6 protein-coding genes are annotated in these 5,570 nt (G+C 67.1%); 2 read left to right on the forward strand and 4 right to left on the reverse strand.

All coding sequences use genetic code 11. The features are described 5' to 3' along the window. Both VIR09_RS13290 and VIR09_RS13295 read right to left on the reverse strand, forming a co-directional pair. On the reverse strand, nt 1-849 hold an 849-nt coding region (locus tag VIR09_RS13290; RefSeq protein WP_332013290.1), incomplete at its 3' end, for a LysR family transcriptional regulator. Between the two features lie 16 nt (nt 850-865). Beyond that, on the reverse strand, nt 866-2,320 hold the full coding sequence (locus VIR09_RS13295) for an MFS transporter (RefSeq protein ID WP_033938326.1): 1,455 nt from the start codon (nt 2,318-2,320) through the stop codon (nt 866-868). A gap of 98 nt (nt 2,321-2,418) precedes the next feature. Between VIR09_RS13295 and VIR09_RS13300 the strand changes: the two genes are divergently transcribed. Beyond that, nucleotides 2,419-3,222 carry a helix-turn-helix transcriptional regulator gene (locus VIR09_RS13300; protein WP_033938327.1) on the forward strand — a complete coding sequence of 268 codons (804 nt, stop codon included), beginning with the start codon at nt 2,419-2,421 and terminating at the stop codon, nt 3,220-3,222. Between the two features lie 109 nt (nt 3,223-3,331). Here VIR09_RS13300 and VIR09_RS13305 read toward each other — a convergent pair whose 3' ends face one another. Continuing rightward, complete coding sequence (locus tag VIR09_RS13305; RefSeq protein ID WP_033938328.1) at nt 3,332-4,525, reverse strand: MFS transporter; 1,194 nt, start codon at nt 4,523-4,525, stop codon at nt 3,332-3,334. Between the two features lie 3 nt (nt 4,526-4,528). Continuing rightward, nucleotides 4,529-5,233, reverse strand: coding sequence for a type 1 glutamine amidotransferase domain-containing protein (locus VIR09_RS13310; protein ID WP_033938329.1), 705 nt, complete (start codon nt 5,231-5,233; stop codon nt 4,529-4,531). A 154-nt stretch (nt 5,234-5,387) separates the two neighbouring features. Between VIR09_RS13310 and VIR09_RS13315 the strand changes: the two genes are divergently transcribed. Then, the coding region (locus VIR09_RS13315; RefSeq protein ID WP_332013291.1) for a LysR family transcriptional regulator at nt 5,388-5,570 on the forward strand (183 nt) is incomplete at its 3' end.

The following is a 5,570-nucleotide window of genomic DNA, read 5'->3' on the forward strand; positions in this document are numbered from 1 at the left end:
GGCCAGCGTTTCCGAGGGTTCGCCATCCAGGCGCAGCAGATAGGTCGTGAGCAGCGGCGAACGTCCCGCCAGCGGCCGTGCCACCACGCCTTGCTCCCGGCTGGCGGTGATGTGCGCGGCGCCAGTCAAGCCCAGGGCGAAACCGGCCGAAACCAGGGCCATCATCAAGTCGCAGGACGCGACCCGCTCGGCGACCAGCGGTTCCATGTCCACCCGGCGCAGCACGCGCTCGACCTGCCGCGCATGGCCCTCGCACGCCTGCGGATCGCACAGCACCAGCGGGTAGCGCAGCAGTTCTTCCAGCGGGATGCGCTTGTGGGTCAGCAGGGGATGCCGTGCGGGCACAGCCACCATCAGCGGGTCGCTCCAGACGGGCATGGCGACGATGCCATCGCCGACTTCATCGGCGCGGGCAAAACCCACGTCGTACAGGTCGTCGTGCAGACCCTTGATCTGTTGCGACAGCGGCACTTCGGTCAGGCGGATTTCGACTTCCGGTTCCTCCTGCCGGCACAGCGCCAGCAAAGCCGGCAGGCGCGACGGCGTGATGCCGTCGGACAGCGCGATGCGCAACTGGCCGTGAAAGCCGTTGGCTGCCGCCTTCACGCTGTCGCGTGCCTGCTGCAAGGCAGCGAAGATGCGCGGCACATGCTCGAAGAACAACTTGCCCGCGCGGGTCAGCCGCGTGCTGCGCGTGGTGCGGGCGAACAGCACCACGCCCAGTTCTTCTTCCAGTTCCTTGATGGCACGCGACAGCGGCGACTGCTCGATGTGCAGTTTCTCCGCCGCACGGGCGAAGTGCAGTTCTTCGGCTACGGCGAGGAAACAGCGTAGGTGGCGAAGCTCCATCGCGTGCCGCTCCGCGTCAGCCTGCGGGCCGCTGCGCTTTTGCCAGCATCAGCAACAGCACGCAAACCAGCAGGGCCGCGCCCAGGTTGTAGAGCATTCCTGCCACGAAGGCCGAGGCGTATTGGCCCGCTTGCGCTGCCATGCCACCACCCGTGGCCAGCGCCGCACTGAACAGGATGCCGACCACAGCCACGCCCAGCGCCGCGCCGACCTGCTGGACGGTCGATACCACGCCAGCCGCCATGCCGGCCTGGGCTTCATCGACAAAGCCCAGCACCAGATTCAGCAGCGGCGTCATGATGAAGCCTTGGCCGGCGCCGACCACGATCAGCACGGGAATCAGCCGCGTGGGCACCAGCTCCGCGCCTGCCATCCGTACCTGCGCGATCAGCAGCCCGATGGAAACCGCATAGACCAGCGCACCCGCGACGATGGCGCGGGTTCCCCAGCGCGCCACCAGCCGCGGCGCAGCCAGCGATGCCAGGACGAAGCCCACGCTGCATGGCGCGAAGATGCTGCCCGCGACGAAGGGATCGAGGCCCAGTCCGGTCTGCACCAGCAAGGCGAAGCACAGGAAGAACGAGCTGGACGTGGAATAGACCAGCAGCACCAGCAACGCGCCCAGCGCGAAACGGCGCTGGGCCAGCAAGCGCATGTCCACCAGGGGCAATCCGCCAGCCATGCGCCGCTGCTCTTGCTGACGATGGAACATCGCAAGCAATACCACCGCCGCGCCCAGTGACCAGAGGCTCCAGGCCGGCCAGCCTTGCCCCGGCCCCTCGATCAGCGGCACCAGCAGCAGCGCCAGCCCGGCGCTGACCAGCGCCACGCCCGTCCAGTCCAGGGCCGGGCGTTGCGGTGCGCGAGATTCGGGGATGTGGCGTGCCGCCGCGATGGCGAGCAGGCCGATAGGGACGTTGATGAGAAAGATGCTGCGCCAGCCCAGCCCGAACAGGTCGGCATGCACCAGCCATCCGCCCAGCACCTGCCCGGCGATGGCGGCCAGGCCCAGCGTCATCCCCAGCAGGCCGAAGGCGCGGCGACTGTCGCCGCCGCCGAAGTTGACACGGATGGAGGCATAGACCTGCGGGAACAGCAAGGCGGCCGCCAGCCCCTGCAACACCCGCGCACCGATCAGGAAGCCAGCGCTGGGCGCCAGCCCGCACAAGGCCGAAGCCACAGTGAAGCCCGCCATGCCGACGACGAACAGGCGGCGACGCCCGAACAGGTCGCCCAGCCGCCCGCCGGTAATCAGCAGCACGCCGAAGGCCAGCTCGTAGCCGGCCACGATGAAGCCGATCTGCGCGAAGCTCGCACCCAGCCCGGCCTGCATGCTGGGGATGGCGACATTGACCACGAACAGGTCGAAGATCGTGACGAAACCGGCCAGCAGCAACACGGACAAGCCGAGCCAGGGCGGGCCGCTGACGGCGCGCGCAGGCGGCGTCGAGAGGCAGGAATTTGAGGTCATCTTGCGTATCCAGGGTAAAGACGCGATCATTCTCAAATCCTTTTTAAGCAATTACAATTTAACTATTTATGCTATTACTCAAAGCAACGAGATAGGCGATGCGAACCCTGGAACGAACCCGCTCCGATCTGGCGGCCTTCCTGCTGGCACGCCGTGAACGGTTGACGCCTGCCGATGTGGGCTTGCCCAGCGGTGGCCGCCGCCGCACGCCGGGGCTTCGGCGCGAGGAAGTCGCCGCGCTCGCCGGCGTCGGCCTGACTTGGTACACATGGCTGGAACAGGGGCGCGAGATCGGCGTGTCGGCCGCCTTTCTGGACAACCTGGCGCGGGTGTTGAAACTGGATGCCGCCGAGCGCCGCCACCTGTTCCTGCTGGCACACGAGCGGCCGCCCGCCGAGCCGGGCAAGACCTGGTGCGTGCTGCCGCCGCTGGTGCGGCGCCTGATGCACGACCTGCCGCATCCGGCCTTCGTACTCAACCTGCGCTGGGACGTGCTGGGTTTCAATGCGCCGGCCGATGCGCTTTTCGGTTTCGGCTCGCATGCGCCCGAGCGGCGCAACCTGCTCTGGCTGCTGTTCACCGACCCGCTGCTGCATGAGCGCATGGACGCCTGGGAAGAACAAGCCCCGCTGATGCTGTCGAGCTTTCGCCGCGACTTCGCCCGCGCCACGCAGGAAGCCGACATTCACGGACTGGTGGACGAGCTGGAACGGGTGTCGCCGGAGTTCAAGACGTGGTGGCGCAAGCACGACGTTCATGCGCCCTGCAACGGCGTGCGCATGCTGGTGATCGACGGCAAGGCCGAGCCGTTCGAGCACACTTCGCTGACGGTCGATGAAGACCGGCACCTGCGGCTGGTGGTGTATGCCAGGACACAGGATCAAACCGCGCAGGAGCGTTGATTGAGGCCGTGTCGGCTGCCCGGTAGGCAGCCGCTCGGTCTCGCGAGCGAAGTGAAGTTCTTCGGCAACCGCGTGAGAACGATGCAAATGCCGAAGCTCCATCATTTACCTATCCATGAAGTCTTGCGCCCAGGAACGCGGGACACCGCATCTGCCAGAGCATCCACACGATCCCCAGCCCCACGGCCACCGCACCAACCCAGGCGGTGCTGGTCAGCCCCATCGCTTTCAGGCTCGCCCCGCCCAGCAGCGAACCCAGCGCGATGCCGCCATTGAAGCCGGCGATGTTCAGGCCAGCCGCCACCGCTGGCGCCTGCGGCGCGTGGATGTGCGACAGCCCGATCACTCTTGCCTGCAAGGCCGGCACCGCCGCATAGGTCAGCGCACCCAGCAGGCCCGTCAGCAGCACCATCAACGGCAACGATGGCGCCGATGCCCAGATCGCCAGCAGCACCACGGCCAAGCCAACCAGCACGGTCATCACCGCGAAGTCCGCGCCCCTGCGATCGGTCAGCCGGCCGCCCCACACGTTGCCGATGGCCGCCATCACGCCGTAGCCCAGCATCAGCAGGCTGCTGGTGCTCTCGCTGACCCGCGTGACCTGCAACAGGATCGGCGAGATATAGGTGTAAAGCGCGAACGACCCGGCATAGGCCAGCACAGTGATCCCGGCCCCGGCCAGCAGGCGCGGATTGAACATGGCTTTCAGGCCATCCATCGCATTGGCTTGCGCCGAGGCATCGTTGCGATCCGTCGGCATCAGGGCCAGCAGGCCCAGAAAGCCGATGGCGCCACTCGCGGCCACGGCCATGAAGATGACTTGCCAGCTCAACACACTGCCCAGGTAGGTGCCGAGCGGCACGCCCAGCGCCAAGGCCAGCGTCAGTCCGCCGAACACCACGGCCACCGCTGCGCCGGCGCGATGCCGCCCCGCCAGTTGCGTGGCGACGCTGGACGCCACGGCCAGGAACACGCCATGTCCCAGGCCCGAGGCAAAGCGGGCAATCAGCATGGGCGTCAGTGCATCCGACAAGCTGACCACTGCATTGCCCAGCGTGAACAGCCCCATCGCCACCAGCAGCAGCCGCTTGCGCGGCCAGCAGGTCGCCAGCGCGGTCAGGCCCGGCGCGCCGATCACCGCGCCCAGCGCATAGGCCGTGACCGCCGTGCCGACCTGGCTGACGCTGGCATGCAGGTCGGCGGAAATGGTGGACACCAGGCCGATGGTGACGAACTCGGTGAAGCCCAGGGCGAACGCGCACAGCGCGAAGACGTAGATGACGAAGGGCATGCGCTCGTTCATGGCTCAGGCCCGATCTACGGACGCTGCCAGCAGCAGCGGCAGCATCGCCTCGGCCACGCCCTTGGCCGAAGCCGGGTTCTGGCCCGTCACCAGCCGCTCGCTCACGACCACCTGCGCCTGGAAATTCGGCGCGGGCACATGCCGGGCACCGCGTTCCTGCAGGGCATCGGCCAGCAGGAACGGCACCGTGTCGTACAGGCCGACCGCGCGCTCCTCGTCGTTGGTGAAGGCCGATACGTCCTTGCCTGCGACCAGATAGCCGCCATCGGACAACTTCAGGTTCACCAGCCCGGCCGGGCCGTGGCACACCGCCGCGACCACGCCGCCACGCTCGTAGATGCGCGCAGCAATCGCAGCCAGTTCGGCGTTGTCGGGGAAGTCCCACATCGTCGCGTGGCCGCCGGCGTAGAAGATCGCGGCGTAGGCATCGGGATCGACCTGCGACGGCGCCAATGTGGTTTCGGTGGCGGTGCGCAGCGCCGCATCGTTCCAGAACGCGGCATTGACCGGATCGTCCAGATCGAGTCCATCGACGTGCGTCTTGCCGCCCTTGGGGCTGACGAAATCGACCGCATGGCCGGCATCGGCCAGCACCCGGTGCGGATGCGTGACCTCGGACAGATAGAAGCCGCTGGGCGCGGCATCGGCGGCGCCGGCCGGCCCCTTGCGGTCGTGGCTGGTCAGGACGAAAAGAATGCGTTGGGTCATTGGAGGCTCCTGCAAGCAGATCGAGCACACCGCTGCACATCTCCAGCGGAGGCGTGCGCGTTGCGGCATGCGAAGTAAGGAACCTCATTCTGGTGAATCCGGTATATCCTTTAAACGACCAAAATAGACAAACACTTTCCCCGGAATGGACCAAATGTCCCTGCGCAACCTCGATGACCTGGCGGTGTTCGTGCATGTGGTGGAGCGCCAGAGCTTTTCCGCCGCCGCACGCGACCTGCACCTCGCGCCCAAGACGGTCAGCAAGCAGATCGCCCGGCTGGAACAGGCGCTGGGCACCACGCTGTTCGAGCGCAACACCCGCAACCTGCGCATCACC

Source organism: Achromobacter sp. (genome assembly GCF_036567245.1).
In the GTDB taxonomy this organism is placed as follows: domain Bacteria; phylum Pseudomonadota; class Gammaproteobacteria; order Burkholderiales; family Burkholderiaceae_B; genus Achromobacter.